This window comes from uncultured Pseudacidovorax sp., assembly GCF_913773995.1.
GTDB lineage: Bacteria > Pseudomonadota > Gammaproteobacteria > Burkholderiales > Burkholderiaceae_C > Xenophilus.
Map to the genome: position 1 here is coordinate 1 of NZ_CAJYES010000136.1, position 26,267 is coordinate 26,267.

Genomic DNA, 26,267 nt, shown 5'->3' on the forward strand with positions numbered 1-26,267 from the left:
GTACCGCCACGTTAAACAGTTTTAGGAGAATGAAATGAGAGTTTCGGCTTCGGTCAAAACCATCTGCCGTAATTGCAAGGTCATCCGCCGTAAAGGTGTGGTGCGTGTGATTTGCACCGACCCGCGCCACAAGCAGCGCCAGGGTTGATTCGAGAGTTCTAGAGGACGCACATGGCACGTATTGCTGGCATCAACATCCCGCCGCACAAGCACGCCGAGATCGGCCTGACGGCAATCTTCGGCATCGGCCGTACCCGCGCTCGCAAGATCTGCGAAGCCTGCGGCATCGACTACGCCAAGAAGATCAAGGACCTGACGGACGCCGATCTCGAAAAGATCCGCGACCAGATCGCCCAATTCACGATCGAGGGTGACCTGCGTCGTGAAACCACGATGAACATCAAGCGCCTGATGGACATCGGCTGCTACCGCGGCTTCCGCCATCGTCGCGGGCTGCCGATGCGTGGTCAGCGCACGCGCACCAATGCCCGTACCCGTAAGGGTCCGCGCAAGGCTGCCCAGGCCCTGAAGAAGTAAAGAGAGAACAGCATGGCTAAAGCTCCTGCCAACAACGCCGCACAGCGTGTGCGCAAGAAGGTCCGCAAGAACGTTGCGGACGGCATTGCGCACGTGCACGCGTCGTTCAACAACACGATCATCACCATCACTGACCGCCAGGGCAACGCTCTGTCATGGGCCTCTTCCGGTGGCCAGGGCTTCAAGGGTTCGCGCAAGTCGACGCCCTTCGCCGCCCAGGTGGCTTCCGAAGTCGCCGGCCGCGCGGCCGTCGAGCAAGGCATCAAGAACCTGGACGTCGAGATCAAGGGTCCCGGCCCCGGTCGGGAATCCTCGGTGCGCGCACTGGCTGCGCTGGGCATCCGCATCACGTCGATCTCCGATGTGACGCCGGTTCCCCACAACGGCTGCCGTCCCCAGAAGCGTCGTCGTATCTGAGGTGAGGTTGCCAGCGCAGTCCGCCTCCGGGCGGTCTGCGCGTTTTTGCGCTCTCGCTTTTCACAAGCCCACCGCCATCGACCGAAACGACTGATGGCTCCCGCGGCAGCAATGCCCGCGGCAGAAACCACAAGGAAAATACCGTGGCACGTTACCTCGGCCCCAAGGCCAAACTTTCCCGCCGTGAAGGCACCGACCTGTTCCTGAAGAGCGCCCGCCGCTCCATCGCGGACAAGGCGAAGTTCGACTCCAAGCCCGGCCAGCACGGCCGTACCTCGGGTCAGCGCACCTCCGACTTCGGTCTGCAACTGCGCGAGAAGCAGAAGGTCAAGCGCATGTACGGCGTGCTCGAGAAGCAGTTCCGCCGCTACTTCGCCGAAGCCGACCGCCGCAAGGGCAACACCGGCGCCAACCTCCTGTCGCTGCTCGAGTGCCGTCTGGACAACGTCGTCTACCGCATGGGCTTTGGTTCGACCCGCGCCGAAGCGCGCCAGCTGGTCTCGCACAAGGCAATTACGGTCAATGGCCAGTCGGTCAACATCCCGTCCTACCTGGTCAAGGCTGGTGACGTCGTCGCTGTTCGCGAGAAGTCCAAGAAGCAGGCCCGCATCATCGAGGCGCTGCAACTGGCCCAACAAGTCGGCATTCCCGGCTGGGTTGAGGTGAGCATCGACAAGGCCGAAGGTACCTTCAAGAAGGCCCCGGACCGCGACGAATTCGGCGCCGACATCAACGAATCGCTGATCGTCGAACTCTACTCGCGTTAAAGCGAGACCCAGAGGTGACCGGTGGTGCTGCCGCGCGGCACCACCCTTGAATGATTTTGTACCCCCTCGAAGGCATTCGAGGCGGGCACTTCACCAGCCTTACCGGTGTAACGAGCCGGGGGTATTGAGAGGAAGTCCGCATGCAAACCACCCTGCTGAAACCCAAGACCATCCAGGTCGAGCAACTGGCCGCCAACAAGGCGAAGGTCACGCTCGAGCCTTTCGAGCGCGGCTATGGCCATACGCTCGGCAACGCGCTGCGTCGCGTTCTGCTGTCGTCGATGGTGGGGTATGCAGCCACGGAAGTGACGATCGCCGGCGTGCTGCACGAGTACTCGTCGATCGACGGCGTCCAGGAAGACGTCGTGAACATCCTGCTCAACCTCAAGGGCGTGGTGTTCAAGCTGCACAACCGTGACGAAGTCACGCTGAGCCTGCGCAAGGAAGGCGAAGGCCCGGTCACGGCCGCCGACATCCAGACCCCGCACGACGTCGAGATCATCAATCCCGAGCATGTCATCGCCCACCTGTCGCAAGGCGGCAAGCTGGACATGCAGATCAAGGTCGAGAAGGGCCGCGGCTATGTGCCCGGCACGATGCGCCGTTATGCGGACGAGCCGACCAAGTCGATCGGCCGCATCGTGCTCGACGCTTCGTTCTCGCCCGTCAAGCGCGTGAGCTACACCGTCGAGAGCGCCCGCGTCGAGCAGCGCACCGACCTGGACAAGCTCCTGGTCGAGATCGAGACCAACGGTGCGATCACCGCTGAAGACGCCGTGCGCGCCTCGGCGAAGATCCTGGTCGAGCAGCTGGCCGTGTTCGCGCAGCTCGAAGGCGGCGAGCTGACTGGCATGTTCGAGCAGCCTGCCCAGCGCAGCGCCCAACAGTTCGACCCGATCCTGCTGCGCCCTGTCGACGAGCTGGAGCTGACCGTGCGCTCGGCCAACTGCCTGAAGGCCGAGAACATCTACTACATCGGCGACCTGATCCAGCGCACCGAGAACGAGCTGCTCAAGACCCCCAACCTCGGTCGCAAGTCGCTCAACGAAATCAAGGAAGTCCTCGCTTCGCGCGGTCTGACCCTTGGCATGAAGCTCGAAAGCTGGCCACCGGCCGGCCTCGACAAGCGCTGAGAAGTCCTCGGGCTTCTCGCTCCACGGGGCAGTACCTGATCCGGCTGCCCCGATCAACTAAAGTCAAAAGGAAATCACCATGCGTCACGGCCTCGGTCTTCGCAAACTCAACCGCACCAGCTCGCACCGCCTCGCGATGCTGCGCAACATGTCCAACTCGCTGATCGAGCACGAAGCCATCAAGACGACCGTGCCCAAGGCCAAGGAACTGCGCCGCGTCGTCGAGCCGCTCATCACGCTGGCGAAGAACCCCACCGTTGCCAACAAGCGCTTGGCGTTCGACCGCCTGCGCAACCGCGACAACGTTGTCAAGCTCTTCAACGAACTGGGCCCGCGCTACCAGGCTCGCCCGGGCGGCTACACGCGCATCCTGAAGATGGGCTTCCGTGTTGGCGACAACGCGCCCATGGCGCTGGTCGAGCTCGTCGATCGTCCGGAAATTTCTGGCGACCAAGACGTGCAAACTTCGCAAGACTGACATATAATCAATTCTTCGACGCGCGATGGAGCAGTCTGGTAGCTCGTTGGGCTCATAACCCAAAGGTCGGAGGTTCAAATCCTCCTCGCGCAACCAAATTCAAGGGCCTTCTTCGGAAGGCCCTTTTTTTGTCCGCTCGCAGCCGAGAGCGCGGGCGCGTGAGCGTCTGCACAATTCGGAAACTTTCTGCACAATGGCTCGCCATGCAGAGCCTGGTTCAGAAGATCGAGTCTCAACTCGTTTCTCTCCCCATTCCTGTATCGCTGCGCTTGCCCGACGGCCACCGCATCGACACTCCTGGCGCCAAGGTGCGGCTGGGTTTTTCGAGTTGGACCGGATTGGCCAAGCTCGCTGCGCGCCAGATCGGCAGCGTTGGTGAGGACTATGTCGAAGGGCGGGTGGAGATCGAAGGCTCCATGCGAGACCTCATGGCCGCGGCAGCCGCGCTCATGCCGGGCAACCCGGTGGAAAGCGATACCGGCTGGTGGACGCGGCTGCTGCGCACCGCCAAGTCCCGGGGGTCGCACACGCTGCGGCGTGACGCCGAGCAGATCCAGTTCCACTACGACGTCTCCGACGAGTTCTATGCGCTCTGGCTCGACGCGCGACGCGTGTATTCGTGCGCCTACTTCTGCGACGAGTCGATGACGCTGGCCCAAGCGCAGGAGGCCAAGCTCGACCACATCTGCCGCAAGCTGCGGCTGAAGCCCGGCGATCGCTACCTGGACATCGGCTCCGGCTGGGGCGGCTTGCTGCTCTGGGCAGCCGAGCACTACGGCGTCGATGCAACGGGCATCACCTTGTCGAAGAACCAGCATGCGCATGTGGAACGTCTGATCGCGCAGCGTGGCCTGCAGGACCGCGTCCGCGTGCGCCTCATGGACTACCGCGAGCTCGTCGCCGAGCAGCCTTTCGACAAGATCTCGTCCGTGGGCATGTTCGAGCATGTGGGCAGCGCCAACATGGGCACCTACTTCCAGGATGTGCACAAGCTGCTCGCGCCCGGAGGCCTGACGCTGCAGCATGGCATCACCTCGGGCCAGCTCGACTACCGTCAACTGGGCGCGGGCATGGGGGACTTCATCGAGAAGTACATCTTCCCGGGCGGAGAGTTGTTGCACGTGACGACCGTGCTGCGCGAGACGGCGCACGCGGGCCTGGAGATGGTCGATACCGAGAATCTTCGGCCGCATTACGCCCGCACGCTGTGGGCCTGGTCCGACGCCCTTGAGGCTCAACTCGACAAGGCGCGCGAAGTGCTTGAAGTCACCGCAGGTGCCGAGCGTGGCGGGCGCATCCTGCGGGCCTATCGCCTCTACCTTGCGGGTTGCGCGATGAGCTTCGAACAGGGATGGATCGCCTTGCATCAAATGCTGTCGGCCCGACCCGACGGCAAGATTTCGTCCCACGCCATGCGCGGCGCCCAGTCGCTATACCCTTTCTCGCGCGATTACATGTACGCGCCGCGGTAGGAATGGCGTAAATGCCTGGCCCGGGAACCGCGGCCATGGGCGCAGGTCACAACAACAAACAAGTGCGAAAAGGAGTACCCGCATGCTGTACCGCTTCAAATCCCAGGCTTCGGCCGACGTGGTGATGCTCGAACCGAGCGCCCGACATCTTCTCGAGATCATCGGCAAGGCCCCTGGCGCACCCGGCGTCATCACCGTGGACCAGATGCCCGCCGCCATCTCGGCGCTGGAGGCCGCGGTCGCCAATGAAGCCAAGATGGCCAGTCATGGCAACCACGACGCCCATGCCGTCGAGGACCACGACGCACGTGCCGAGCAGGAACATGTGTCGCTGCACCAGCGGGTCACGCCGCTGCTGCACATGCTCAAGGAGTCGCACGGCGAGGGCAAGGACATCGTCTGGGGCGCTTGAGCCCGTTCGATCCCTCACCCACAAGTAATCAGGCCGCATGCATCGCATGCGGCCTTTTTCATGGCGGCGCGATCAGTCGACTTTGGCGCCCGAAGCCTTCACCACCTGGGCCCATTTCACATGCTCGCGCTCGATGTGCTGCGCGAAGGCCGCCGACGTGTTGCCCCCAGGGATGGCGCCCTGGGCCAGCATCTTCTCCTTGACGGAAGCGGTGGCCAGCGACTTGGCCACCTCCTGCTGGATGCGCTGGACGATCTCGGGCGAGGTACCAGCGGGCGCCAGCAGACCGAACCAGGAGCTGGCCTCGTAGCCCTTGAGCGAGGGTCCGCCAGCCTCCTCCACGGTCGGCACGTCGGGCAGGGCGGCCGAGCGCTGGCTGCTGGTCACGGCCAGAGCCTTGAGCTTGCCGGCCTTGATCTGCTGCATGGACGAAGGCAGGTTGTCGAACATCACGTCGGCATTGCCGGCTACCATGTCCAGGAGCGCGGGCCCGGAGCCCTTGTACGGGATGTGCGTCATGAAGGTGCCGGTCATGCTCTTGAACAGCTCGCCGGCCAGATGGATGGAGGTGCCGCTGCCGCTCGACGCCATGTTGAGCTGGCCCGGGTGCGAACGCGCGTAGCGGATGAAGTCCTGCACGTTCTGGATGCCGTACTGCCGGGCCTTGTCGGCGTTCATCTCCATGACGTTGGGCACCGAGGCCACCAGCGTGATGGGCACGAAATCCTTGATCGGGTCATAGGGCAGCTTGGGGTACAGCGCGCGGTTGATGCCGTGCGTGCCCACGGTGCCCATCAGCAGTGTGTAGCCATCGGGCGCGGAGCGGGCCACGATCTCGGCGCCGACGTTGCCGCCGGCGCCGGCGCGGTTGTCCACGATGAACTGCTGACCGAAAGCCTTGGAGAGCTCCGGGGCCACGGCGCGGGCCAGGATGTCGGTGGTGCCGCCCGGTGCAAAGGGCACGACGATGCGTACCGTCTTGGTGGGCCACGTGTCCTGCGCCTGGGCGATGCTGCCGGCGCCAAGCAGCGCTGCAGCGAGGGAAGCCACGGCCACGAGGCGCCGACGCGGGATGGAAAGCATGAAGGAAGTCTCCTGATGGGGGAAGGCCGGGGGCCGCCTGCGGGATGAGCAGCGGCGGCGCGCCTTCATGCGAAGGCGCAGTCCCGGGAAAAGGTCAAGGCCTGGTTTTAACTGGGCGAGACCGCGCCTCGATGGGTGAAAACCCCTCTCGCCCGCGTCGTGAATACGCGTCGGCTCGCCAGGAGTCGGCACAATCTCGGCCTTCCGCCCGCACCCTCTTTCCGGCCGGCCCCACGCCGCCGCGACTCTGCTTCCGAATTCCCGCCCGATGACCGTTGCCTTCCGCCTTCGCGCAGTCGCCGCCTGCCTGCTGGCCGCCGCCTCCTGCCTGTTGATGGCCGGGTGCATGGACGGTTATCCGACCGAGGATGTGATGGCACTCGACGCCATGGGGCCCGCCGAACATGTGCAGGCCCTCAACCGGCGGCTGGGGGAGGTCGGCGGCACGTCGATCCGCGTGTCGATGGGCGCCGACTGCCGGCTGCAATGGGAGGGTGCGGCGGAGCCCGCCTCGTTGGCGCTGCCCGCGATCTCGGTGCGTTTCGACACCGATCCCGACACGGGGCGCTATCTCGTGCTGGTGGCCGAACAGGCCGGGCAGCCACCCCGCACGGCCTTCGAGGTCAAGGATTGGGTGGCGGCGGTCGCCTTCCGCTCGCATCTGCAGCAGCTGCAGCACCTGTGCATGGCGCAGGCCGACGCCTGATCCGCGGGTGATCGCGCGGCCCGTTGCTTCCGGGCGCGTCGTGTGTCCGCCCTGAGTCCACGCAACCCGCCCGCCCGCTCGCACGACTGCGCCAGGAGCGCTTCAAGCGACTCAGCCCACCAGCAGAAGCGCAGCCGCCTCGATCGCCTCGGCCCCCACCCGGGACTGCGCCTCCAGCACAGGCGCATAGCCCACTGGGATGCGCGGCGCCCCGAGGCGCGCGATGCGGCAGCCCGTCGCCTCGGCCGCCGTGGCGGCGATTTCCGCGCCGAATCCGGCCGCCTGCACCGCCTCGTGCACCACCAGCAGCCGGCCGGTACGGCCACAACTGTCCAGCACCGTCTCCCGGTCCCAGGGCCAGAGCGTGCGCAGGTCGATCAGGTCGACGGCGACGCCTGCGGCCGCGAGGCGGGCGCAGGCGGCTTCGCACACCTGGACCTGTCGGCTCCAACTCACCATCGTGAGGGCGTCCCCATGGCGTCGGTGCGCCGCGCGCCCCAGCGGAACGGCCAACTGCGGATCGACGGCGCCGCGCTGGCCCCACAGCGTCTTGTGCTCGATGTAGACCACCGGGTCGCCACAATCCAGGGCCGCGCGCAGCAGCGCATGGTTGTCCTGCGGCGTGGAGGGGCAGACCACCACCACCCCCGGCAGATGCGCGAACCAGGCTTCCAGCGACTGCGAATGCTGCGCGGCCGAGGCGTCCCAGATGCCGCCCGGCATGCGCGCCACCAGCGGCACACGGCCCTGGCCGCCGAACATGAAGCGGTTCTTGGCGGCCTGGTTGACCAGCTCGTCCATGCCGCAGAGCGCAAAGTCCACCACCCGCATCTCGACCACCGGCTTCAGCCCGGCCAGCGCCATGCCGACACCGGCACCCATGATGGCGGCCTCGCTGATGGGCGTGTCGATCACGCGCTGCGCGCCGAAGCGCTGCTGCAGGCCCTGGTACTGGCCGAAGATGCCGCCCCGGCCCACGTCCTCGCCGAGCACCACCACGCGGGCGTCCTCGGCCATCGCCTGGCCCAGCGCCTGCGCGGCGGCCTCGGCGTAGCTCCAGTCGTGCACCTCGTTCACCGCGTGCGCCGATGTGCCTGTCGTCATCGCCATTGGCCGGCTCCCGTGGTCTGCACATCGGTGAAGGCGGCGCCGGGATCCGGCCAGGGCGCGGCATCGGCCGCATCGAGGGCGGCCTGCACTTCGTCCAGGGCCTCGCGCTCGATCCGGGCCAGTTCGGCTTCCTCGATGCCGCTGGATTGCAGGCCGGCCCGAGCACGGGCGATGGGATCCGTCTCCAGGGCGGCGGCCAGCTCCTGGGCGTCGCGGTAGGCGGCCGGGTCCACCGACACATGGCCTTTCACGCGGTAGGTGAGGGCATGCAGCAAGCGCGGACCCTGGCCCCCACGCACCTCGGCCACCAGCCGGCAGGCCGCCGCATGCACCGCGAACACATCATTGCCGTCCACCGGCGTGGCGGGAATGCCCAGTGCCTCCGCGCGCGCCGAAGCCCCTTCGCCCGCGGTCATCGGTCCGCTCGCCGTCGTGGCGCTCCAGCGGTTGTCTTCACACACGAAGAGCACCGGCAGGCCATACACCTGCGCCCAGTTGAGCGCTTCGAGGAAGGGGCCGCGGTTGATGGCGCCGTCGCCGAAGAAGCACACGGTGATGTTGTCATGGGCACTGGCGCCTGGTTGAAGGCTTCGCAGCTTCTGCGCATGCGCCGCGCCCACCGCGATGGGCAGGCCGGCCGCCACCACGCCGTTGGCGCCCAGCATGCCCACCGAGAAATCGGCGATGTGCATGGAGCCGCCTTTGCCGCCATTGAAGCCGGTTGCCTTGCCGAAGAGCTCGGCCATCATCCGCGCCAGGTCGGCGCCTTTGGCCAGCGTGTGGCCGTGGCCGCGGTGGGTGGAGGTGAGATAGTCGCCGGGCCGCAGATGGGCGCAGACGCCGGCGGGCACGGCTTCCTGCCCGGTGGACAGGTGCAGCGGGCCGCGCACCCGGGCGGCGCCGCCGGCCTGCTGGCCATAGGCGCTCACGCCACCCTGGCTGGCCGTTTCGGCCGCGTTCTCGAAGGCACGGATGCGCTGCATGGTGCGATACAGCGCCAGGGCCACGGGGCCGCTGGTCGTGGATGTCACGGGGCTTGTCTCCTCTTGCTTCTGCGGATCCGGCTCGGGGCGGCCGGTCGGGGGCATGCTAGCGTGCGCGTCCCACGCGCAGGGGACGCTGCGGCGACAGCGGGGGTGGCACCGCCGAAGGCCGTGAACCTGCCCGCCCGGCCCTCCGCTGCCGTGACACCGATCAGCCGGGCGATGGCCGCTGGCGCAGCCGTCGGTACAGCGTGCCACGCGACACGCCGAGCTGGCGCGCGGCGCGGGCGATGTTGCGGCCGTTCTCCTGCAAGGTGCGTTCGATCAGTTCCTGCTGCAGGCCGCGCAGCGTGGCGGGCGTGGGTTCGGTGTCCACTTCGGCAGGTTGGGGCGCTGGCGCCATGGCACGGCCGGGACCTGACAGGGCCACGCCATGGCGCAGGTTCAGTCCGTCGCTGCCGGGCAGCCGCACCTGCACCCACACGCCCAGGCCGCTTGTGAGGCGCAACGGCCTGGCCCCCTCGCCGCCGGCGAGCCGCAGCAGCCCGTGCAGGTCGCGGCCGAACAGGCGCACAGCCGACCGCGCCAGCGGATCGCGTGGCAGCGGCCCGAGCAGGCGCGAGGCCGCCGTGTTCAGCCAGGCCACGCGCCCATCCTGCGACACGCCGGCCATGGCTTCCAGCGGCGTGCCCAGCAGCGCGGGGCTGGCCTGGAAGCGCAGCACAAGATGCTCGCCGGACTGGCGGGCCAGCAGCCGGTTCTCGATGACGGTGGCATACAGACCCACCATCGAGCCGGCATCGAAGCCGAAGCGGCGCGATTCCACCGACAGGTCCAGCACGCCGGCCAGGCGCCCATCCACACCACGGATGGGCGCCGCGGCGCAATGGACGTGATGAAGCGTGTCGAAATAGTGCTCGCCGCCCTCGACCGTGCTGGCCTGCCCGGTGCACAGCACGATGCCCGGTGCCGTGGTGCCCACCACCGACTCGGCCAGGTTCACGCCCAGCCGCGCCGTGCGGCCCAGCACGGGTTGCTGCGGCGCCATGGGATGGTGCGTCACATGCAGCAACACGCCCTCGCGGTCGGTGAGGATGACGCGGCAGTCCGTGCCCGACAGGGCACCTTCCATCGCCGCGAGTTCGGCGCCCGCGGCATCGAGCAGGGCGCGGTTGCGCGACAGCGCGCCATGCAGCCGGCTGGGCGTGACCGGGTCGAAGACGATGGCGCGGCCCGGGTCTTCGTGACGGCGGCGGCAGCGCATCCAGGACTGCAGCACGTCTTCGCCCACCAGGCCCGAGGGCCGGTCGCCCTCGTCGAAGAAGCGGGTGCGCGCCTGCGCGGTGCGCTGCTCCGGCGTGGTGGCGAAGAGCTGGCGCAGCGTGTGTGCGCCGGGGTCCTGGGCTTGCAGCAAGAGGCATCTCCTTCGGCTGCGGCTGACTGTGTTCCGCAATGGAACAGCCAAGCACCCGGGAATTCCCGAGGGTGAAGGCCGCCCCCGTGAGGCGGCATCCTCAATGGGCCTTGCTTCAACAAAGAACCCGATAAGGAGACACACGATGAGGCTTCTTGCGCTCGCGGCACTGGCCGCCTGGGCCTGCCTGGCCCAGGCCCAGACGCCCGCCCCCAAGGCGGCACCCGCCGCCAAGGTCGACGGCAACTTCATCCGGGCCAATGCCCAGAAGACGCCCGAATGGCCCAGCGTGGGCCTGGACTACGCGGAGACCCGCTACAGCCGGCTCGACCAGCTCAACACCGGCAACGTGGGGCAGTTGGGCCTGGTCTGGTCGTACAACCTCGAGTCGACGCGCGGCGTCGAGGCCACGCCCCTGGTGGTCGATGGCGTGATGTACGTGACGGCCTCCTGGAGCGTGGTGCATGCCATCGATGTGCGCACCGGCCAGCGGCTGTGGAGCTTCGATCCGCAGGTCGACCGTGCCAAGGGCTACCGCGGCTGCTGCGATGTGGTCAACCGCGGCGTGGCGCTGTGGAAGGGCAAGGTCTACGTCGGCGCCTTCGACGGCCGGCTGATCGCGCTGGACGCCGCCACGGGCAACAAGCTGTGGGAGAAGGACACGCTCATCGACCATGCCCGCAGCTACACCATCACCGGGGCGCCGCGGGTGTTCAAGGGCAAGGTCATCATCGGCAACGGCGGCGCCGAATTCGGCGTGCGCGGGTACATCACCGCCTACGACGCCGAGACCGGCGACCAGAAGTGGCGCTGGTTCACCGTGCCCGGCGACCCGTCCAAACCCTTCGAGGACGAGGCGCAGGCCCGGGCCGCCAAGACCTGGGACCCGGCCGGCAAGTGGTGGGAAAGCGGCGGCGGCGGCACGGTGTGGGACACCATGGCCTTCGACCCCGAGCTCAACACCATGTACATCGGCACCGGCAACGGCTCGCCGTGGGCGCGCAGCAAGCGCAGCCCGGCCGGCGGCGACAACCTGTACCTGGCATCCATCGTGGCGCTGGACCCGGACACCGGCAAGTACAAGTGGCACTACCAGGAGACGCCGGGCGACAACTGGGACTACACGTCCACGCAGCCGATGATCCTGGCCGACATCAAGCTGGACGGCAAGCCGCGCAAGGTGATCCTGCATGCGCCCAAGAACGGCTTCTTCTTCGTCATCGACCGCACCAACGGGAAGTTCATCTCGGCCAAGAACTTCGTCGAGGTGAACTGGGCCACCGGCTACGACAAGAACGGCCGGCCGATCGAGGTCGCCGCCGCCCGTGATGGCACCAAGCCGAACGACTCGATCCCCGGCCCCTTCGGTGCGCACAACTGGCACCCGATGTCCTTCAACCCGAAGACGGGGCTGGTCTACCTGCCGGCGCAGCATGTGCCGCTGAACTTGCTGGACGACAAGGACTGGAAGTTCAACGAGAACGCACCGCTGCGCCCGCATTCCGACCTGGGCTGGAACACCGCCAAGTTCGTCAATGCCGAGCCGCCCAAGAGCAAGCCCATGGGCCGGCTGATGGCCTGGGACCCGGTCAGGCAGAAGGAGGCCTGGGGCGTGGAGCATGTCTCGCCCTGGAACGGCGGCACGCTGACCACCGCGGGCAACCTGGTCTTCCAGGGGACGGCCGACGGGCGCCTGGTGGCCTATGACGCCCGCGATGGCAAGAAGCTGTGGGAGACGCCCACCGGCACCGGCGTGGTGGCGGCACCGGCCACCTACATGGTCGACGGCAAGCAGTACGTGTCTGTGGCCGTGGGCTGGGGCGGCGTGTACGGGCTGGCTCAGCGCGCCACCGAGCGCCAGGGCCCGGGCACGGTCTACACCTTCGCGGCCGGCGGCACGGCCAAGATGCCCGAGTTCGTGCAGTACCGCATGGACAAGCTGCTGCAGGGCGTGAAGTACGACCCGGCCAAGGTGCAGGCCGGCACGGGGCTGTACGTGAGCAACTGCGTCTTCTGCCACGGCGTGCCGGGGGTGGACCGTGGGGGCAACATTCCCAACCTGGGGTACCTGGGCGCGCCTTACATCGAGAACCTGGACAAGTTCGTCTTCAAGGGGCCGGCCATGTCGCGGGGCATGCCGGACTTCACCGGCAAGCTGAGCATGGAGGACGTGGAGGCGATCAAGGCCTTCATCCAGGGCACCGCCGACGCCATCCGGCCGAAGTAAGAAGCCTCCCCCAGGCTGCGCGCTTCGCGCTCCGCCACCGCCCTCCGGAGGAGGGGGCACATCCTGCGGCCCGGCGGAGCCGGTTCCGCGGATGTTCTGGCTTGGCCTGCTCCGCGGCCTTTCGATCTTCGCGCGGCATGTACTGCGGGCGATAGGGCAAGCTCATGAAAAGGCCTCGGGGAAGCCTCGTAGTGTTGGACTGGACTGCGTTGGTCATCGGCGCTGAGTCTCCGCGCCTCGATCTGCCATGACGAAAAAGGCCCGCCATCGCTGGCGGGCCTTGTCGCTGGTGCGGGTCTGTCGTGATCAGTCTGCGTACACGCCGGCTTCCTTGATCACCGGGCCGAAGCGGGCGACTTCCGCCTGCACGAACTTCTTGTGCTCGGCCGGGTCGCTGCGCTTGTCGTTCACCACCACGGCGCCCAGCGCCTCTTCGCGGCGGATGAAGTCCGGGTCCTTCAGTGCGGTCTTGAGCGCATCGTTGAGCTTCTTGAGCACCGGCGCCGGCGTGCCCTTGGGGGCGTACAGGCCGTGCCAGATCGTCACCTGGAAGTTCTTCAGGCCCTGCTCGTCCAGCGTCGGGATGTCCTTGAGCGCCGGCGTGTTCACGCGCTTGAGCGTGGTCACGCCATAGGCCTTGACCTTTTTGGCCTCGATCTGGCCGGTGGTGTTGGTGGTCTGGTCGCACAGCAGGTCGATCTGGCCGCCCATCAGGTCCGCGATGGCCGGGGCGGTGCCCTTGTACGGCACCGTGGTCATCTCGGCCTTCAGCGCGCTCTGGAACAGCAGGCCGCACAGGTGCGAGGCCGAGCCGATGCCGGCATTGCCCAGGTTGACCTTGCCCTTGTTGCTGGCGATCCAGGTCTGCAGTTCCTTGAAGTTGTTGGCTTCGAGCTGCGGCTTGCCGATCAGCGTCATGGGCACGTCGTTGATCATGCCCAGGTACTCGAAGTCGGTCTCCCAGTTGTAGCTGAGCTTGCGGTAGAGCACCGGCGTGGTGGCCATGCCGACGTGGGTGACCAGCAGGGTCAGGCCGTCGTTCTTGGCGCGGGCCACCTTTGCGTTGCCGATGGTGCTGCCGGCGCCGGCGGTGTTGTCCACCACGATGGTGGCGCCCAGGGCCTTCTGCATGGCCTCGGCCAGGTCGCGTGCCACCTTGTCGGTCGGGCCGCCGGCCGCGAAGGGCACCACGAAGGTGATGGTCTTGCCATCGGGGAAGTCGGCAGCCTGCGCGCCGAAGGTGAGGGCGGCAAGGGCGGCCAGGGCGATGGTTTTCTTCATGAAGACAACTCCGAACGAAACGGGTGAACGAAAGGTGAACCGAAAAACGGCCCTGAATGGTAGGGAGGCACTTCGGCCCGCCTATCGCGGCTTTCCCTAGTAGGAATAGCGGGGGAGCGCTGTCGCGCGCGGGACCGCGCCGTCCGGCCGAGCCCCCGCTGCTGCGGGGCAATAATCCCGCCCCATGCCTTCCCTCCTCGCACTCGACATCGGCAACACGCGGCTCAAGTGGGCGCTCTATGCGCAGGCCCAGCCCGGCAGCGGGCCGCTGGCCTCGGGCGCCGAGTTCCTGGACCACATCGACCGCCTGTCCGAAGGACCCTGGGCCTCGCTGCCCGTGCGGCCCGACGCCATGATCGGTTGCGTGGTCGCGGGCGACGCAGTGCGCCGCCGTACCGAGGAGCAGGTGGAGGAGAGCTTCGATTTCGAGCCGCGCTGGGTGGTGTCGAGTGCGGCCGAGTGCGGCATGGTCAACGGCTACGACCATCCGACGCGTCTGGGCGCGGACCGCTGGGTGGCCATGATCGGTGCACGCCATCGCATGCTGGCGCAGGTGGCCGGCGGCCTGCCACGACCCATGGTCGTGGTGATGGTGGGCACCGCCGTCACGGTCGAGGCCATCGATACCGAAGGCAGGTTCCTGGGTGGCCTGATCTTGCCGGGCCACGGCATCATGCTGCGGGCACTGGAGTCCGGCACCGCCGGCCTGCATGTGCCCACGGGCGAGGTGCGCGAGTTTCCGACCAACACCAGCGATGCCCTCACCAGCGGCGGCACCTATGCCATCGCCGGCGCCGTCGAGCGCATGGTGCAGCACGTCCGGCGCCACTGTGGCGCCGAGCCGGCCTGCTACATGACGGGCGGTGCGGGCTGGAAGATGGCGCCGTCGATGTCGGTGGAGTTCGAGCTCGTCGAGTCGCTGATCATGGACGGCCTGCTCGTCATCGCCGCCGACCGCGCCGCGCGCATCGCGGGCTGAGCCGCTGGCGTCCTGCTTTTCCCATCCCAACCCCCGGCCTTGCCGCGTTCGGGGCTGCGCGCCCCGCGTTACCCAGGCTCAGCCGCGCAGCCCTTCGGCTGCCTGGAACAGCGCCTCGCGCGCCTGGTCGACGATGCGCTGCTTCCAGGTGTCGGTGTCGGTGTAGAAGGCCGCCCGCATGCGCTGGCGGATCGCCTGCGCCAGCTCCGGCGCGGCTTCGGGATGCAGGTGCAGCCAGTGGTCGCCGCGCATGGCCGTGAGCACCTCCATCAGCGGCTCGGTGCCGTATTCCATGGCGATGCCGGTGAACTCGGCCTGCGGGCATTCCTCGTAGACCGAGCTCCACATCAGCCCGGTGAGCAGGGCCGAGGTCGAACTGCCGTCGTAGATGGAGGTGACCGGCGTCGTGCCGCCGCCGCCCCACCATGCGCTCGCGCGGGCGTAGGCGGCGGGGTCGTTGCGGCCCGCGAAGATGCGCTCGCCCACGCCGCTCGGCCCCAGCCCGGTGTGCAGGTCGATCCACGCCAGACGCCTGGCGCGGCCGGCATGCTGTCGCATCACCTGCCGCAGCGTGCGCTGGCTCCAGGTGGGCGCCTCTCCGCCGAAGAACATGCCATCGGCGAAGGCGTACTGGCCCTGAGTGACGGCGGTCTGGAACTCGCCCATGCCGTGCTTGGCGATCCAGTGTTCGAGCGCCTCCTGATCGCGGGGCGTTGGCGGCCATTGCGGCGGCAGCAGCAGCGCGTGCAGCTTGGCGTACGGCTTGTTGACGGGCAGCGGCGCGGAGAAGTCCTGGAAGTTGCGGTTGAGGTCCACGTTCTCCTGCGTCACCCGCCGCCCGTGCGAGAAGCCGTGCGGATTGAGCGCATGGATGTAGACCACCGCCACGCCGGCATCGCGCGCCGCCGCGCGCCAGGCCGCGTCGTGCAGCGCATGCACCTGCACCCCGCTGCCGCAGTGGCCCTCCACGCCATGGCAGGCGCTGGTCACGATCAGCACCCGCTCGGCATCGGCCAGCCCGTCCCGCGCCACGTCCATGGCCAGCGCCTCACCATCGGCACCGGGCAAGGGCAGGGGATGGGTCTCGACCGCGATGCCGGCCGCCACGCAGGCCGCCAGGAATTTCTGCCGCGCCAGCGCATAGCTGGGCGAGAAGGCCTGCGCGGCGTCCATCACTTCTGCGCCGTCGCCGGCTGGGCCAGGAATTCCTCGGCCAGCTTCACCCACACGCTGGCGCCCAGCGGGATCAGCTCGTCGTTGAAGTCGTAGCTGGCGTTGTGCAGCACGCAGGGCCCCTCGCCATGCAGATGAGGGCGGTGGCTGCCGTCGCCGTTGCCGATGAAGGCGTACGCGCCGGGCTTGGCCTGGAGCATGAAGGCGAAGTCCTCGGAGGTCATCGCCGGCTCCTGGCGCAGCACATTGGCTTCGCCCACCACGCCGGCCATCACGCGGCGGGCGAAGTCGGCCTCGGGCGCGGTGTTGATGGTGGGCGGGTAGTAGCGCACGAACTCGAAGTCGCACTCGGCATCGTGCGCGGCGCAGATGTGTTCGGCGATCTTGCGCATGCGCGCCTCGATCATGTCCAGCACTTCCACCGAGAAGGTGCGCACAGTGCCGGTGAGCTCGCAGTCGTTCGGGATCACATTGTTGGTGTCGCCCGCATGCACCGTCGTGACCGAGATGACGGCCGAATCCAGCGGCTTCATCTTGCGCGTGAGGATGGTCTGGAAGGCCTGCACCATTTCGCAGGCGATCGGCACCGGATCGACGGTGGTGTGGGGCAGGGCGGCATGGCCACCCTTGCCGCGCACCGTGATGTAGAACTTGTTGCCGGAGGCCATGACCGGCCCGGGGCTGACGGCGAACTGGCCGGCCGCCATGCCGGGCCAGTTGTGCATGCCGAACACGGCCTCCATCGGAAATTTCTCGAACAGGCCGTCGTCGATCATGCGCTTGGCGCCGCCGCCGCCTTCCTCGGCCGGCTGGAAGATCAGGTAGACCGTGCCGTCGAAGTTGCGGTTCTTCGCCAGATGCTGGGCCGCTGCCAGCAGCATGGCGGTGTGGCCGTCGTGACCGCAGGCGTGCATCTTGTTGGCATGCTTGCTGGCGTGGTCGAAGGTGTTCAGTTCGTTGATGGGCAGGGCGTCCATGTCGGCGCGCAGGCCCACGGCGCGGTCGCTGCTGCCGTTCTTGACGATGCCGACCACGCCGGTGGTGCCCAGGCCGCGGTGGATGGGAATGCCCCATTCGGTCAGGCGGGCCGCGACGACATCGGCGGTGCGCACTTCCTCGTAGGCCAGTTCGGGATGGGCATGCAGGTCGCGGCGGATGGCGGCGATCCCGGCCGCCTGGGTGACGATCGAGTCGATGAGCTTCATGAAGGGCAGTCTAGTGGGGGCGGGCCGGCGCAGGCTGACACGCCCGGGATGCCGGTGCAAGCAATACGGATGCCCGCGGCAGGGGCAAGCACGCAAGGCATGCCCACGCGATGGCACGTCCGATGTCACTGCCGCGACCCGGCGGCATGCCGGAGGGCGCGCCGGGGTCAAGCCCGGCCGGCCACAATCCGGCCCCATGAGCCATCCCCCGCTTTCCGACCGCGCGCTGGCCTTCGCCCAGGCGCTGGTGCGCATGAACACCATCAGCGACCGCAGCAACCTTGAACTGATCGAGTTCGCCCGCGATCACCTGGCCAGCCTGGGCGTGAAGAGCCGCCTGACCTGGAATGCCGAGCGCACGAAGGCCAACCTGTTCGCCACGCTGGGCGAGGGAAAGCCGGCCGGCGTGATCGTCTCGGGCCACACCGACACCGTGCCGTGGGAGGGCCAGGCCTGGACGGTCGATCCGCTCTCCGCCACCGTGCAGGATGGTCCCGAGGGGCCGGCGCTCTTCGGCCGCGGTTCGGCCGACATGAAGAGCTTCATCGCCATCGCCCTGGCCAATGCCGAGCGGATCCTGGCCGGCAACGCGCCCTTCGCCGTGCACTTCGCCTTCAGCTATGAGGAAGAGATCGGCTGCTTCGGCGTGCGCGAACTGATCGCCGACATGCGCGATGCCGGCGTCAAGCCGCTGGCCTGCATCGTGGGCGAGCCCACGTCCATGGTGCCGGCCATCGCCCACAAGGGCGTGTGGCGCTACCGCTGCTGCGTGCGCGGCAAGGAGGCGCATTCCTCCCTCACGCCGCATTCCGTCAATGCCATCGAGATGGCGGCGCGGGTGGTAGGCAAGGTGCGCGACATGGCCGAAGCCTTCGAGCGAGAGGAGCCGCGCTACGACGGCTTCGACGTGCCCTTCTCCACTGCCAGCGTGGGCCAGTTCCACGGTGGCATCGCCGACAACGTGGTGCCGCGCGACGCCGAGTTCCGCTATGAATTCCGCGACCTGCCCACGGCCGACGCCCGCGCCATGCAGCGGCAGGTGGTGGACTACGCCCGCAGCCTGGAGCCCGGCATGCAGCGCGTGGCGGCCGATGCCGGCTTTCGCTTCGAGACCATCTGCGAGATCCCTTCCTTCCTCGGCGGCCGCGACGACCCGGTCACCCGTCTGGCGCAGCGCCTGGCGGGCGAGGCCGGCACCACGCTGGTGGCCTTCGGCACCGAGGCGGGCCTGTTCAAGAACGCGGGCATCCCCACGGTGGTGTGCGGCCCCGGCAGCATTCAGCAGGCCCACCAGCCCGACGAATACGTGACGCTGGCGCAGCTGGCGCGCTGCGAGGCCTTCATGCACGGCCTGGCCGACAGCGCCGAGATCGGCTGATCCGCGGCCCATGACGGCAGCGACGGGCCCCGGCCCGATGAAGCGCATGGCGCTGGCGCTGCTGGTCGGCGTCGCGCTGCTGTATGCGCTGGCCACTTGGCAGCAAGCGCGCGGCGGCCACGCCGGCTGGGGCTGGCTGGCGGCCTTCGCCGAGGCGGCCATGGTGGGTGCCATCGCCGACTGGTTCGCCGTGGTCGCGCTGTTCCGCCATCCGCTGGGCCTGCCGATTCCGCACACGGCCATCCTGCCGCGCAGCAAGGCGCGGCTGGGCGCCAACCTGGCGCGCTTCTTCTGCGACAACTTCCTGGGCACGGCGCAGGTGCTGGCCAAGCTGCGGGCTTTCGATGCAGCTGCGCGTCTCGCGGCCTGGCTGTCGCGTCCCGCGCAGGCCGAACGGCTGGGTCGCTTGGGCGTGGCCGCGGCCGGCCAGGTGCTGGAGGCCGTCGACGACCAGCGGCTGCGCGACTTCCTTGGCCGCGCCGCGGCGGCGGGCCTGCGGCAGCTGGACTTCTCCCGCGCCGCCGGCCAGTTGCTGGAGACGCTCACGGCGGAAGGCCGCCATCAGGCGATGCTCGATGCGGTGCTGGGCCATGCCGCCCAATGGCTGGACGACGAGGCACTGCAGGATCAGCTCACCGAATCCATCGCGCAGGAGGTCAAGGCCTTGCGCTACGTCGGCCTGGACCAGGTGGCCGCGCGCCTGGCCACGCGCAAGCTGGTTGCCAGCATCGCCCGTGCACTGGGGGAGACGGCAGCCGACCCGGCCCATCCGCTGCGCCAGCGCTTCGACACCTACATGCAAGGCTTCGTCCAGCGCCTGCGGCAGGACCCGTCCTTCGTCGCCCGTGGCGAACGGCTGCGCGACGAACTGCTGGCCCACGACGGCCTGCGCGACTACCTCGACGGCCTGTGGCAGCAGCTGCGCGACTGGCTGCAGGCCGACCTGTCGCGGCCGGATTCAGCCATCGGCCAGCGCATCGCCCGCCTGGCAGCTTCGCTAGGCGAGCGGCTGGCATCCGACGCCGCCATGCGCGCCTGGCTCAATGAGCAGCTGGAGCAGGCAGCCCCTGCCGCCATCGAGCGCTGGTGCGAGGACATCCGCCGCTACATCGAGCAGCGCGTGGCCGACTGGGACACCGACGAGCTGGTGGCCGAACTCGAGCAGCACGTGGGCCGCGACCTGCAGTTCATCCGCATCAACGGCACGGTGGTGGGAGGGCTGGTGGGCGTGGCGATCCATGCCGTCACGCTGGCGGTGACATGAACCCGACGCGGTGGCGCCGCGCGCCGCCGGCTCCTAGACTCGCTCCTCCCCATGTGCCCCATGCCCTGACGCGCCCGCGACGACCATGACCGCCTCCACGACCACCCCCGACACGCACACCGTCCTCGGCGCCTGCCCGCACGACTGCCCCGACACCTGCGGTCTGGTCACGACGGTGCAGGACGGCGTGGCCATCAAGCTGCAGGGCAATCCGGCGCATCCGCACACGGGCGGCGTGCTGTGCACCAAGGTGTCGCGCTACCTGGAGCGCAATGCCCACCCCGAGCGGCTCACGCAGCCGCTGCGCCGCGTGGGCCGCAAGGGCGAGGGCCGCTTCGAGCCCGTGAGCTGGGACGAGGCGCTGGACGACATCGCCGCCCGCCTCAAGGCCATCGCGGCCGATGAGCCGCAGGCCATCCTCCCGTACAGCTACGCCGGCACCATGGGGCTGGTGCAGGGCGAATCGATGGACCGGCGCTTCTTCCACAAGCTGGGCGCCTCGCTGCTGGACCGCACCATCTGCTCCACCGCCGGCGGCGAAGGCCTGGGCTACACGCTGGGCGGCAAGGTCGGCATGCGCATCGAGCATTTCGCGCAGGCCAAGTTGATCCTGATCTGGGGCAGCAACGCCATCGCCAGCAACCTGCATTTCTGGCGCCATGCGCAGGCGGCCAAGCGGGCCGGCGCGCGGCTGATCTGCATCGACCCGCGGCGCACCGAGACGGCCGACAAGTGCGACGAGCACATCGCCCTGCTGCCCGGCACCGATGGTGCGCTGGCGCTGGCGCTGATGCACGAGCTGATCGTGCACGACTGGCTGGACCACGACTACATCGCCCGCCACACGCTGGGCTGGGAACAGCTGCGCGAGCGCGCCCTGCAATGGCCACCCGAGCGCGCTGCCGCCGTGTGCGGCGTGCCCGCGGCGCAGATCGAGGCCCTGGCGCGCGACTACGGCACCACGAAGCCGGCGGCCATCCGCCTGAACTACGGCATGCAACGCGTGCGCGGCGGCGGCAATGCGGCGCGGGCCGTGGCCTGCCTGCCGGCCTTGGTGGGCGCTTGGCGGCACCGCGCGGGCGGGCTGCTGCTCAGTGCGTCGGGCCAGTTCCCGGCAGACCGCGCCACGCTGCACCGGCCCGACCTGCTCGCGGGTCGCCAGCCCCGCACGCTCAACATGAGCAGCATCGGCGACGTGCTGACCGGCGACGCCACGGCCCTGGCCGGCGGCTCCGCAGTGAAGGTGGTGGTGGTCTACAACAGCAACCCGGTGGCGGTGGCGCCCGAGTCGGCCAAGGTGGCCGCCGGCTTTGCGCGCGAGGACCTGTTCACGGTGGTGCTGGAGCAGTTCCAGACCGACACCGCCGACTATGCCGACTACCTGCTGCCCGCCACCACGCAGCTGGAGCACTGGGACATCCACTTCAGCTACGGCCACACCGATGTGATGCTCAACCGCCCCGCCGTCGCGCCGCGCGGCCAGGCGCGCAGCAATGCCTGGGTGTTCCGCGAGCTGGCGCGCCGCATGGGCTTCGACGAGCCCTGCTTCACCGACGACGACGAAACGCTCTGCCGCCAAGCCTTCCGCCCCGAGGCCATCGACTGGGCCGCGCTGGAGCGCGACGGTTTCGCCACCCTGCCGCTGCCGGAGGCGCCCTTCGCCGAGGGCGGCTTTCCCACGCCCTCGGGCAAGTGCGAATTCTTCAGCGCCCGGCTGGCGGCGCAGGGCCTGGACGGGCTACCGGACCACCTGCCCAACTACGAGCCCGCAGGCAGCTCGGCCGTCTATCCGCTGGCCATGATCTCGCCGCCGGCGCGCAACTTCCTCAACTCGACGTTCGTCAACGTGACCAGCCTGCGGTCCATGGAGGGCGAGCCGCTGGTGGAGATCCATGCCGACGACGCGGCGGCGCGCGGCATCGCCAACGGTGCCATGGTGCGGGTGTTCAACGCACGCGGCGAGCACCGCTGCCGCGCCGAGGTCTCACGCCGTGCCCGGCCCGGCGTGGTCAACGGCCTGGGCATCTGGTGGCGCAAGCTGGGTGTGGACGGCACCAACGTCAACGAGCTGACCAGTCAGCGCCTGACCGACCTCGGCCGCGGCCCCACCTTCTACGACTGCCTGGTGCAGGTGGAGGCCGTGGCGGCGTGAGCGGACACCTCGGCGGGATGGGCACTCGGACCTGGGACGCAGTCGACCTGCGCCCGATGAAGGGGTGTCCGTGCGTGATGAAGGGCATCCGATGAGGTCCAGCCATCGGCGACTGGCTCTGGCCCTTGGCGCGGCGGCCGCGCTGCTGCTCGCCGGCTGCGGCCCGCTGGGCTACTACGCGCAATCGGTCGGCGGTCACCTGACCATCCTGCATGCGGCCCGGCCGGTGCCCGAGGTGCTGCAGGACGCCAGGCTGTCGGACGGCCTGCGCCGCAAGCTCACGCTGGCCCAGCACATCCGCCGCTACGCCAGCGACCAGCTGGCGCTGCCCGACAACCGCAGCTACACGGCCTACGCCGATCTGCACCGGGGCGCCGCCGTCTGGAACGTGGTGGCTACCCCCGCCTATTCGCTGCAGCTCAAGACCTGGTGCTACCCGGTGGCCGGCTGCGTGGGCTACCGCGGCTACTACGACGAGGCCGAGGCGCAGGCCGAGGCCGAGCGCCAGCGCGCCGAGGGGCTGGAGGCCGCCGTCTACCCGGTGCCCGCCTATTCGACGCTGGGCTGGCTCAACTGGCTGGGCGGCGATCCGCTGCTATCGACTTTCATCGGCTATCCGGACGGTGAGCTGGCACGCATCGTCTTCCACGAGCTGGCCCACCAGCGCTTCTATGTCTCGGGCGACACGGTGTTCAACGAGTCCTACGCCACGGCGGTCGAGCGGCTGGGCAGCGCCCAATGGCTGCGCGACGAGGCGGACGCGCCGGCCCGCGAGGCTTATGCCCGTTTCGACCAGCGCCGCCGCCAGATGCAGGTGCTGATGCTCTCCACCCGCGAGGCGCTGGCACGGGCCTATGGCTCGCCGGCCGCCAAGGCGGGGGACTGGGCGCAGGTCGAGGCGATGAAGCAGGCCGCGATGCGCGAGTTCCGCGAGCACTACGCCCAACTGCGGGCCGGATGGCCGGCCGACGGCCGCCAGGGCGCCTACGACGCCTGGGTGGCCCGGGCCAACAATGCCACCTTCGGGGCCCAGGCGGCCTACGACCAGCTGGTGCCGCAGTTCGAGCGGCTCTTCGCGCGCTGCAACGGGGACTGGGCACGCTTCCATGCCGAGGTCGAGCGCATCGGGCGGCTGCCGACACACGAGGCCAGGGTGGCGGCGCTGGACTCGGCCCCCGCCCCCTGAACGGCCCGCTGACCGGACAGCAAAAGGCCGCTCCGGGGAGCGGCCTGGTCATGGGGCAGTCGGTTCAGGCGGCGTGCAGGGCTTCGATCAGGTCGATGTACTTCTGCTTCGCCTCATCGGCGGAGACGCCCTTGTGCGTGTTCCAGGCGTCCCACTTGGCGCGCGCGACGATGTCGCTGAAGCTGGGCTTCTTCTCGGTGTTGTCGCCGACGGTGGCCTGCTTGTAGAGGCCATAGATCTTCAGCAGGGTGGGGTTGTCAGGGCGCGAAGGCAGCAGCTTGGACCGGGCTTCGGCGGCTTCGAAACGGGCTTGGAGGTCGGACATGGCGGGTAGTTGGCGAAAAAAGCACGATTGTGCGCTTTTTGTCTGCGCCAGCGCTGGCCAACATCAATCCGCCATGCATGCGAGCGCCACCTCCCGGTCCAGGAACTGCCGCGCATCGATGGGCTCGATGGCCGCTGCGTCCTCGTACAGCTGGTGCACCTGGGCGAGCGCGGGCTCGCCCCGCAGTGCCACCAGCGCGCGGGCGTATTCGACACGGCCGGTGGCCGAGGCCGGATGCAGTGCCAGGCCCTGCTCGAAGAGTTCGATCGCCCGTTCGGGTCGCACGCCGTAGGTCATCCGGGCCACGAGTTCGCCCACCTTGTCGATCACCTCGGCGTGGAAGGCGCCGAGTGCAAAGTGCGCGTCGGCATGGTCGGGTTGCAGCGCGATGATCCGCTCCAGCGTGTCCTTCAGGCGTCCGCCCAGTCCCTGCGCCAGGGCGCGCGCGACGCTCACCGCCTGCGCATGGCGCCCCAGCGCATAGGCATGCCAGTACAGCGCCGGCACGTCGTCGGGGTTCGCCTCGTGCCGCGCCAGGGCCCGCTCGCCCACCTGGCGCAGCAACGCCAGTCGCCGCTCGTCGTCGGGCTCCACGTAGTTGGCGTAGATGGCGGAGGCCTGGTCGGCCAGCGCGGCGCCGTCGCGCCCCCCGAACCGCTGCCCGGCCTGGACCGCCGCCGCGAAATCGCCGGCGTGGTAGAGCGCCCATGCACCCGCGAGTGCCGGGCTGGCCGGTGGCGGGAGAGGCTGGCCGACATGCAACGCCTCCCACTGCGCCAGAACCCGCGTCCCATCAAAAGGAAAGCGGCCCAGGCAGTCAGCGGCGACCCAGTCGTCGGGCGGCGGGGGTATGCGCAGGACATGCGGCATGGCGGCGGCTTTCAGGTGGACAGGGCGTCTTCCTCGGGCACTGGCGCACTCGCCAGCCGGACCAGCTCGGCACGCTGGCCCGCCCCCAGGTACGGCACGACCAGCTGCAGGGTGTGGCGGGTGCCGCGCAGCATGGCGTTGCAGATGGTCGTGGGCTCAAGCGCCTCGCGAGGATTGCACACGAATTCGTAGTTGAGCCAGTAGGTCGCCAGCACCACCATGCTGCGCGCCAGGGCTTCGCGCTCGGAGGCTTCCAGCCGCAACAGTCCCGCACCGGTCAGGCCCGCGAGCATGGCCTGCATGGCCGCCTCCTTGCGGGCGAGGGCCTCGCGCAGTCGGGTCTCCAGGTGATGGTTGTTGCTGAGCAGGTCGTTCATGTCCCGGTAGAGGAAGCGGTATCGGCCCATCAGCTCGAAGAGTTCGCGCACGAAACGCCAAGCGCCGGCCAGGTCGCGCACCTCGTCGGCCTGGGCGAGCAGCGCGTCGAGGTGGGCCTCGAAATCTTCGTGCAAGCGGTTGATGAGCGCTTCCTTGGCCGGAAAGTGGTAGTACAGGTTGCCGGGGCTGATTCGCAGCTCGGTGGCCAGGAGCGTGGTGGAGACGTTCGGCTCGCCGAAGCGGTTGAACAGCGCCAGGGCGGTTTCCTGGATGCGTTGGGCCGTGCGGCGCGGCGCTTTCCGTGTCATGGGCAGCCTCCGTTGTCTCGGATCTTGTGCGGATCACTCTACCCCATGTGACCGGGCTGGCTGGCTTGCTGTAGCGCAATGTGTCTAGGTATTGATACTGTGTCGCAGGCCCCGCCGCGCGTCGAGTCCGGTCGCGTTTGCCGGAAAGGGCGGCGGGCGCCTGTGGATAATCGCGCACCCTGGTGCACTGCGATTGGCGCCCGATTCCAACGATCCTGCGAGAGAAAAATGATCCTTGTGACAGGCGGTGCCGGCTTCATCGGCGCCAACTTCGTGCTCGACTGGCTGGCTGGCGCCGACGAGCCGGTCGTCAACCTCGACAAGCTGACCTACGCAGGCAACCTCCAGACCCTGGCCTCGCTCGACGGCGACAAGCGCCACGTCTTCGTGCAGGGCGACATCGGCGACAGCGCCCTGATCGAGCGCCTGCTGGCCGGGCACCAGCCCCGCGCCGTCGTCAACTTCGCCGCCGAGTCGCACGTGGACCGCTCCATCCACGGCCCTGAGGACTTCATCCAGACCAACGTGCTGGGCACCTTCCGCCTGCTGGAGGCCGTTCGCGCCTACTGGAGCCAGCTGCCGGCCGAGCGCAAGGCGGCGTTCCGCTTCCTGCACGTCTCCACCGACGAGGTCTACGGCACCCTTTCTGCCACCGACCCTGCCTTCACCGAAGAGAACAAATACGAGCCCAACAGCCCGTACTCGGCCAGCAAGGCCGCCAGCGACCATCTGGTGCGCGCCTGGCACCACACCTACGGCCTGCCGGTGCTGACCACCAACTGCTCCAACAACTACGGGCCGTTCCACTTTCCCGAGAAGCTGATCCCGCTCATGATCGTCAACGCCCTCGCGGGCAAGCCGCTGCCCGTGTACGGAGACGGCATGCAGGTGCGCGACTGGCTCTACGTGAAGGACCACTGCAGCGCCATCCGCCGCGTGCTGGAGGCCGGCCAGCTGGGCGAGACCTACAACGTGGGCGGCTGGAACGAGAAGCCCAACATCGAGATCGTCAAGACGGTGTGCGCGCTG

The 26,267-nt window shown here is 68.5% G+C and carries 26 protein-coding genes and 1 tRNA gene; 17 read left to right on the forward strand and 10 right to left on the reverse strand.

Annotation, left to right across the window (positions count from 1 at the left end; translation table 11 throughout):
* Positions 1 to 34: 34 nt before the first annotated feature.
* From rpmJ to QZ772_RS12850, 9 genes are all read left to right on the forward strand, one after another.
* Positions 35 to 148, forward strand: coding sequence for a 50S ribosomal protein L36 (rpmJ, locus tag QZ772_RS12810; protein ID WP_013544106.1), 114 nt, complete (start codon positions 35 to 37; stop codon positions 146 to 148).
* Between the two features lie 23 nt (positions 149 to 171).
* Complete coding sequence (gene rpsM, locus QZ772_RS12815) at positions 172 to 537, forward strand: 30S ribosomal protein S13 (RefSeq protein ID WP_017760905.1); 366 nt, start codon at positions 172 to 174, stop codon at positions 535 to 537.
* Positions 538 to 549: 12 nt separating this feature from the next.
* Positions 550 to 954 carry a 30S ribosomal protein S11 gene (rpsK, locus tag QZ772_RS12820; protein WP_017760904.1) on the forward strand — a complete coding sequence of 135 codons (405 nt, stop codon included), beginning with the start codon at positions 550 to 552 and terminating at the stop codon, positions 952 to 954.
* A gap of 143 nt (positions 955 to 1,097) precedes the next feature.
* Entirely contained in the window at positions 1,098 to 1,721 is a 624-nt protein-coding gene (gene rpsD / locus QZ772_RS12825; protein ID WP_017758444.1) for a 30S ribosomal protein S4, read from the forward strand.
* Positions 1,722 to 1,861: 140 nt separating this feature from the next.
* Positions 1,862 to 2,854, forward strand: a complete 993-nt coding sequence (gene rpoA, locus QZ772_RS12830; RefSeq protein WP_017758445.1) for a DNA-directed RNA polymerase subunit alpha — start codon at positions 1,862 to 1,864, stop codon at positions 2,852 to 2,854.
* 79 nt (positions 2,855 to 2,933) lie between these two features.
* On the forward strand, positions 2,934 to 3,332 hold the full coding sequence (rplQ, locus tag QZ772_RS12835) for a 50S ribosomal protein L17 (RefSeq protein ID WP_295526745.1): 399 nt from the start codon (positions 2,934 to 2,936) through the stop codon (positions 3,330 to 3,332).
* A 19-nt stretch (positions 3,333 to 3,351) separates the two neighbouring features.
* Positions 3,352 to 3,428: transfer RNA gene (locus QZ772_RS12840), tRNA-Met, on the forward strand.
* 32 nt (positions 3,429 to 3,460) lie between these two features.
* Complete coding sequence (locus QZ772_RS12845; RefSeq protein ID WP_295526747.1) at positions 3,461 to 4,804, forward strand: class I SAM-dependent methyltransferase; 1,344 nt, start codon at positions 3,461 to 3,463, stop codon at positions 4,802 to 4,804.
* An 82-nt stretch (positions 4,805 to 4,886) separates the two neighbouring features.
* A complete protein-coding gene (locus tag QZ772_RS12850; RefSeq protein ID WP_295526750.1) occupies positions 4,887 to 5,216 on the forward strand; it encodes a DUF1840 domain-containing protein in 330 nt (109 codons plus the stop codon).
* Positions 5,217 to 5,288: 72 nt separating this feature from the next.
* Here the strand turns inward: QZ772_RS12850 and QZ772_RS12855 are convergent, their stop codons facing one another.
* Positions 5,289 to 6,299, reverse strand: a complete 1,011-nt coding sequence (locus QZ772_RS12855; protein WP_295526752.1) for a tripartite tricarboxylate transporter substrate binding protein — start codon at positions 6,297 to 6,299, stop codon at positions 5,289 to 5,291.
* A 268-nt stretch (positions 6,300 to 6,567) separates the two neighbouring features.
* On the opposite strand from QZ772_RS12855, the gene QZ772_RS12860 reads away from it, so the two are divergent.
* Complete coding sequence (locus tag QZ772_RS12860; RefSeq protein ID WP_295526755.1) at positions 6,568 to 7,005, forward strand: hypothetical protein; 438 nt, start codon at positions 6,568 to 6,570, stop codon at positions 7,003 to 7,005.
* A gap of 111 nt (positions 7,006 to 7,116) precedes the next feature.
* On the opposite strand, the gene QZ772_RS12865 is transcribed toward QZ772_RS12860, so the two are convergent.
* From QZ772_RS12865 to QZ772_RS12875, 3 genes are all read right to left on the reverse strand, one after another.
* On the reverse strand, positions 7,117 to 8,115 hold the full coding sequence (locus QZ772_RS12865) for a transketolase C-terminal domain-containing protein (RefSeq protein WP_295526758.1): 999 nt from the start codon (positions 8,113 to 8,115) through the stop codon (positions 7,117 to 7,119).
* Positions 8,106 to 9,098: a thiamine pyrophosphate-dependent dehydrogenase E1 component subunit alpha gene (locus QZ772_RS12870; RefSeq protein ID WP_295526791.1), complete on the reverse strand. Its 993-nt coding sequence runs from the start codon at positions 9,096 to 9,098 to the stop codon at positions 8,106 to 8,108. The genes QZ772_RS12865 and QZ772_RS12870 overlap by 10 nt, the downstream gene beginning before the upstream one ends.
* A 211-nt stretch (positions 9,099 to 9,309) precedes the next feature.
* Positions 9,310 to 10,509 (reverse strand): helix-turn-helix domain-containing protein, encoded by a 1,200-nt coding sequence (locus tag QZ772_RS12875; RefSeq protein ID WP_295526794.1) that lies wholly within the window; start codon positions 10,507 to 10,509, stop codon positions 9,310 to 9,312.
* Between the two features lie 148 nt (positions 10,510 to 10,657).
* Here QZ772_RS12875 and QZ772_RS12880 point away from each other — a divergent pair, with 148 nt between their 5' ends.
* The gene (locus QZ772_RS12880; RefSeq protein ID WP_295526760.1) at positions 10,658 to 12,739 is read left to right on the forward strand and encodes a PQQ-dependent dehydrogenase, methanol/ethanol family; all 2,082 of its coding nucleotides are present in this window, start codon (positions 10,658 to 10,660) and stop codon (positions 12,737 to 12,739) included.
* A 306-nt stretch (positions 12,740 to 13,045) separates the two neighbouring features.
* On the opposite strand, the gene QZ772_RS12885 is transcribed toward QZ772_RS12880, so the two are convergent.
* Positions 13,046 to 14,020: a tripartite tricarboxylate transporter substrate-binding protein gene (locus QZ772_RS12885; protein ID WP_295526762.1), complete on the reverse strand. Its 975-nt coding sequence runs from the start codon at positions 14,018 to 14,020 to the stop codon at positions 13,046 to 13,048.
* A gap of 184 nt (positions 14,021 to 14,204) precedes the next feature.
* Here QZ772_RS12885 and QZ772_RS12890 point away from each other — a divergent pair, with 184 nt between their 5' ends.
* Positions 14,205 to 14,999 (forward strand): type III pantothenate kinase, encoded by a 795-nt coding sequence (locus QZ772_RS12890; RefSeq protein WP_295526765.1) that lies wholly within the window; start codon positions 14,205 to 14,207, stop codon positions 14,997 to 14,999.
* Positions 15,000 to 15,077: 78 nt separating this feature from the next.
* Here QZ772_RS12890 and QZ772_RS12895 read toward each other — a convergent pair whose 3' ends face one another.
* A complete protein-coding gene (locus QZ772_RS12895; protein ID WP_295526767.1) occupies positions 15,078 to 16,175 on the reverse strand; it encodes a M14 family metallopeptidase in 1,098 nt (365 codons plus the stop codon).
* Positions 16,172 to 17,377 carry a M20 aminoacylase family protein gene (locus tag QZ772_RS12900; protein ID WP_295526769.1) on the reverse strand — a complete coding sequence of 402 codons (1,206 nt, stop codon included), beginning with the start codon at positions 17,375 to 17,377 and terminating at the stop codon, positions 16,172 to 16,174. The genes QZ772_RS12895 and QZ772_RS12900 overlap by 4 nt, the downstream gene beginning before the upstream one ends.
* 196 nt (positions 17,378 to 17,573) lie before the next feature.
* Between QZ772_RS12900 and argE the strand changes: the two genes are divergently transcribed.
* The 4 genes from argE to QZ772_RS12920 all read left to right on the forward strand — a co-directional run bounded on the left by argE (position 17,574) and on the right by QZ772_RS12920 (position 23,357).
* Positions 17,574 to 18,755: an acetylornithine deacetylase gene (gene argE, locus QZ772_RS12905; RefSeq protein WP_295526772.1), complete on the forward strand. Its 1,182-nt coding sequence runs from the start codon at positions 17,574 to 17,576 to the stop codon at positions 18,753 to 18,755.
* A 10-nt stretch (positions 18,756 to 18,765) separates the two neighbouring features.
* Positions 18,766 to 20,019 carry a DUF445 domain-containing protein gene (locus tag QZ772_RS12910; RefSeq protein ID WP_295526775.1) on the forward strand — a complete coding sequence of 418 codons (1,254 nt, stop codon included), beginning with the start codon at positions 18,766 to 18,768 and terminating at the stop codon, positions 20,017 to 20,019.
* 85 nt (positions 20,020 to 20,104) lie between these two features.
* Complete coding sequence (locus QZ772_RS12915; RefSeq protein ID WP_295526776.1) at positions 20,105 to 22,171, forward strand: molybdopterin oxidoreductase family protein; 2,067 nt, start codon at positions 20,105 to 20,107, stop codon at positions 22,169 to 22,171.
* A gap of 91 nt (positions 22,172 to 22,262) precedes the next feature.
* Positions 22,263 to 23,357, forward strand: coding sequence for an aminopeptidase (locus QZ772_RS12920; protein WP_295526778.1), 1,095 nt, complete (start codon positions 22,263 to 22,265; stop codon positions 23,355 to 23,357).
* A gap of 64 nt (positions 23,358 to 23,421) precedes the next feature.
* On the opposite strand, the gene QZ772_RS12925 is transcribed toward QZ772_RS12920, so the two are convergent.
* The 3 genes from QZ772_RS12925 to QZ772_RS12935 form a co-directional block, all read right to left on the reverse strand.
* On the reverse strand, positions 23,422 to 23,682 hold the full coding sequence (locus QZ772_RS12925) for an acyl-CoA-binding protein (RefSeq protein ID WP_295526781.1): 261 nt from the start codon (positions 23,680 to 23,682) through the stop codon (positions 23,422 to 23,424).
* A gap of 63 nt (positions 23,683 to 23,745) precedes the next feature.
* Positions 23,746 to 24,552 (reverse strand): hypothetical protein, encoded by an 807-nt coding sequence (locus QZ772_RS12930; RefSeq protein ID WP_295526784.1) that lies wholly within the window; start codon positions 24,550 to 24,552, stop codon positions 23,746 to 23,748.
* A gap of 11 nt (positions 24,553 to 24,563) precedes the next feature.
* Positions 24,564 to 25,238: a TetR/AcrR family transcriptional regulator gene (locus QZ772_RS12935; RefSeq protein WP_295526786.1), complete on the reverse strand. Its 675-nt coding sequence runs from the start codon at positions 25,236 to 25,238 to the stop codon at positions 24,564 to 24,566.
* A 228-nt stretch (positions 25,239 to 25,466) separates the two neighbouring features.
* Here QZ772_RS12935 and rfbB point away from each other — a divergent pair.
* The coding region (gene rfbB, locus QZ772_RS12940; RefSeq protein WP_295526788.1) for a dTDP-glucose 4,6-dehydratase at positions 25,467 to 26,267 on the forward strand (801 nt) is incomplete at its 3' end.

Coding starts and splice junctions, on each gene's coding strand:
- rpsM (WP_017760905.1), top strand. CDS start 172: ATGGCACGTATTGCTGGCATCAACATCCCGCCGCACAAGCACGCCGAG.
- QZ772_RS12910 (WP_295526775.1), top strand. CDS start 18,766: ATGACGGCAGCGACGGGCCCCGGCCCGATGAAGCGCATGGCGCTGGCG.
- QZ772_RS12935 (WP_295526786.1), bottom strand. CDS start 25,238: ATGACACGGAAAGCGCCGCGCCGCACGGCCCAACGCATCCAGGAAACC.
- QZ772_RS12880 (WP_295526760.1), top strand. CDS start 10,658: ATGAGGCTTCTTGCGCTCGCGGCACTGGCCGCCTGGGCCTGCCTGGCC.
- rpoA (WP_017758445.1), top strand. CDS start 1,862: ATGCAAACCACCCTGCTGAAACCCAAGACCATCCAGGTCGAGCAACTG.
- QZ772_RS12930 (WP_295526784.1), bottom strand. CDS start 24,552: ATGCCGCATGTCCTGCGCATACCCCCGCCGCCCGACGACTGGGTCGCC.
- QZ772_RS12915 (WP_295526776.1), top strand. CDS start 20,105: ATGACCGCCTCCACGACCACCCCCGACACGCACACCGTCCTCGGCGCC.
- QZ772_RS12925 (WP_295526781.1), bottom strand. CDS start 23,682: ATGTCCGACCTCCAAGCCCGTTTCGAAGCCGCCGAAGCCCGGTCCAAG.
- QZ772_RS12890 (WP_295526765.1), top strand. CDS start 14,205: ATGCCTTCCCTCCTCGCACTCGACATCGGCAACACGCGGCTCAAGTGG.
- QZ772_RS12860 (WP_295526755.1), top strand. CDS start 6,568: ATGACCGTTGCCTTCCGCCTTCGCGCAGTCGCCGCCTGCCTGCTGGCC.
- argE (WP_295526772.1), top strand. CDS start 17,574: ATGAGCCATCCCCCGCTTTCCGACCGCGCGCTGGCCTTCGCCCAGGCG.
- rplQ (WP_295526745.1), top strand. CDS start 2,934: ATGCGTCACGGCCTCGGTCTTCGCAAACTCAACCGCACCAGCTCGCAC.
- rpmJ (WP_013544106.1), top strand. CDS start 35: ATGAGAGTTTCGGCTTCGGTCAAAACCATCTGCCGTAATTGCAAGGTC.
- QZ772_RS12885 (WP_295526762.1), bottom strand. CDS start 14,020: ATGAAGAAAACCATCGCCCTGGCCGCCCTTGCCGCCCTCACCTTCGGC.
- QZ772_RS12865 (WP_295526758.1), bottom strand. CDS start 8,115: ATGGCGATGACGACAGGCACATCGGCGCACGCGGTGAACGAGGTGCAC.
- QZ772_RS12900 (WP_295526769.1), bottom strand. CDS start 17,377: ATGAAGCTCATCGACTCGATCGTCACCCAGGCGGCCGGGATCGCCGCC.
- QZ772_RS12920 (WP_295526778.1), top strand. CDS start 22,263: ATGAGGTCCAGCCATCGGCGACTGGCTCTGGCCCTTGGCGCGGCGGCC.
- QZ772_RS12855 (WP_295526752.1), bottom strand. CDS start 6,299: ATGCTTTCCATCCCGCGTCGGCGCCTCGTGGCCGTGGCTTCCCTCGCT.
- QZ772_RS12870 (WP_295526791.1), bottom strand. CDS start 9,098: ATGCAGCGCATCCGTGCCTTCGAGAACGCGGCCGAAACGGCCAGCCAG.
- QZ772_RS12850 (WP_295526750.1), top strand. CDS start 4,887: ATGCTGTACCGCTTCAAATCCCAGGCTTCGGCCGACGTGGTGATGCTC.
- rpsK (WP_017760904.1), top strand. CDS start 550: ATGGCTAAAGCTCCTGCCAACAACGCCGCACAGCGTGTGCGCAAGAAG.